This window comes from Collinsella sp. OF02-10 (assembly GCF_003463445.1).
Lineage (GTDB): Bacteria > Actinomycetota > Coriobacteriia > Coriobacteriales > Coriobacteriaceae > Collinsella.
The window spans coordinates 1-2292 of record NZ_QSCW01000008.1 but is presented as its reverse complement, the minus strand read 5'-3'; the positions used below and the strand labels follow the sequence as shown (position 1 = coordinate 2292).

1 protein-coding gene and 2 tRNA genes are annotated in these 2292 nt (G+C 61.2%); all 3 read right to left on the bottom strand.

The genetic code is table 11. From position 1 onward, the window contains the following. Window positions 1-51 precede the first annotated feature (51 nt). The 3 genes from DXA43_RS05195 to DXA43_RS05185 all read right to left on the bottom strand — a co-directional run bounded on the left by DXA43_RS05195 (window position 52) and on the right by DXA43_RS05185 (window position 2080). Window positions 52-126, bottom strand: a tRNA-Val gene (locus tag DXA43_RS05195). A 3-nt stretch (window positions 127-129) separates the two neighbouring features. Then, window positions 130-205, bottom strand: a tRNA-Gly gene (locus DXA43_RS05190). A 141-nt stretch (window positions 206-346) separates the two neighbouring features. Further along, a complete protein-coding gene (locus DXA43_RS05185) occupies window positions 347-2080 on the bottom strand; it encodes a glycoside hydrolase family 13 protein (protein WP_233540021.1) in 1734 nt (577 codons plus the stop codon). Window positions 2081-2292: the final 212 nt, after the last annotated feature.

The window sequence follows — 2292 nt, the reverse complement described above, 5'->3', positions numbered from 1 at the left end:
GGCGACCAAAACAAAACAGCTCAGAGGCTAAGCCTCTGAGCTGCGAACATTTGGTGGGCGTTAGAAGATTTGAACTTCTGACCTCTTCCGTGTCAGGGAAGCGCTCTCCCCCTGAGCTAAACGCCCAAATGGAGCGGACAACGGGGCTCGAACCCGCGACCCCAACCTTGGCAAGGTTGTGCTCTACCAACTGAGCCATGTCCGCCTGCGAGGATTTAATATACGGGATAATCCACCCAAATGCAAGAACTTTTTTTGAAAAGTTTTGCGACACCCTCGCGAACCTCGCGAAGACATCAGCCACCACGGAAAGCGCAGTCAAACGCAAACTCGCCGCAAGAGGCCCCTACAACTCAGCAAGCATGATCCAGGCAGAACTGTCCTGCGCGAGCCTGCCGTCTGCAAGCGGTGATGAGGTGAGCAGGACCCTGCCCGCCGGCAGCTCCACGGGTGCTGCACCGAAGTTCGTCACACACGCCCAGCCGTTGTCGCGGCGATAGGCGATGACGCCGCCCTCAGCGCCCTCGGCACCATCCGCAAGGCCGGTGCGCCCGTCAAGATCGAGCCACGCGAGATCGTTGGCGCACCCGCGCAGCTTGCGCCGCAGCCAGAGGGCGTCACGATAGAGCGCAAGCATCGATGTCGGGTCCGCTTCTTCCCTATCGGCAGCGTAATCGGAAAACCATGCAGGCTGCGGCAGATGGGGCGCCGCATCGGCGTCCGCCGGTGAAAACCCAAACGATCCGCCCTGCACGGGATCGTCCGCTGCCACCCACGGCAGGGGCACACGGCAGCCGTCGCGCCCCTTCTCGCGCTTCGGTCCGTGCGTATTAGTCGCAGTAGGATCTTCGAGTGCGGCCCACGGGATATCGGCCACCTCAAAAAGGCCGAGCTCCTCACCCTGATACACGTATGTCGAGCCCGGAAGCGCCAGCTCGAGCAAAAGGGCCGCCCGCGCGCGGCGCTCGCCGAGTTCACGGTCCTCGTCATAAGACGACCCGTCGCGTAAGAGCCAGTCGAGCGCAATCTGGTAGTAGCGCGTCGCCTTGATCTGCGGCAGGGCATAGCGCGTCGCCACGCGCGGCACGTCGTGGTTGGAGAGCACCCAGGTCGAGGCGGAATCGGATTCTATAGCTGCCTTCAAGCCCTCCTCGATTGCAGCGTGCATGTCATCATAGGTCCAAGTGGCCTTGGCAAACTCAAAGTTGAATGTCTGGCCAAGCTCGCTGGGACGCGCGTAGAGATACTGGCGCTCGGGCAGCACCCACGCCTCGGCAACGGCGCTGCGTGGCGGATCATAGCGGTCGAACACGCGGCGCCACTCGCGATAGATCTCGTGGACCTCGTTGCGGTCCCACAGCGGATGGGTGCCGTCCTCAACCATGTCATCGCCCTCGGCGAGATGCCACCGGTCGAGGTCATCGCGGTCGAGATCCTTGGCGAGACCGTGCGCCACATCAATGCGAAAGCCATCGACGCCTCGATCGCTCCAAAACGCCAGGACGTCGCAAAAGAACGCATGAACCTCGGGGCACGACCAGTCAAAGTCCGGCTGCTCGGGCGTAAACATGTGCAGATACCACTGACCGTCCGCGACGCGCGTCCAGGCGGGGCCACCAAAGTTGGCATTCCAATTGGTGGGAGGCAGCTCGCCGTGCTCGCCGCGACCATCGCGGAAGATATAACGGGCGCGCTCGGGCGATCCGGGGCCGGCGGCAAGAGCGGCTTTGAACCAGGGGTGCTGGTTGGACGAATGGTTGGGCACGATGTCGACGATGACCTTGATGCCGTGCGCATGAGCCGCGGCGATCATGTCATCGAAGTCGTCAAGCGAGCCGAGACGTGGGTCGACATCGCAGTAGTCCGCCACATCATAGCCGCCATCGACGAGAGGCGATGGGTAAAACGGGCTCAGCCAGATGGCCTCGATACCCAGCCGCTCAAGATAGTCCATCTGCTGGGTAATGCCCGCGATATCGCCCAGACCCGAACCAGTCGAATCCTTAAACGAGCGCGGGTAGATTTGATAAATCGCGGCATCGGACATCCATGGGCGCGAAGAGGACTTTTCTGTAGCCATGGGGTGCGACTCCCTTGCAACGAGGTTTTGCGAGATGTCCACGATGATACGCCCAAAGCGGACATTCGCGGCAAACAACGCCACAGCCACGCCCCAAAACGCTCGCTCCCCCTCGGGTTCGAGCCTCCTGGGACGAATCGATCGATTAGTGAAAAGAACGGAAGACTTACCCCATTACAGTCTGAAATAGGCCATCGATAAATTTCGATGGC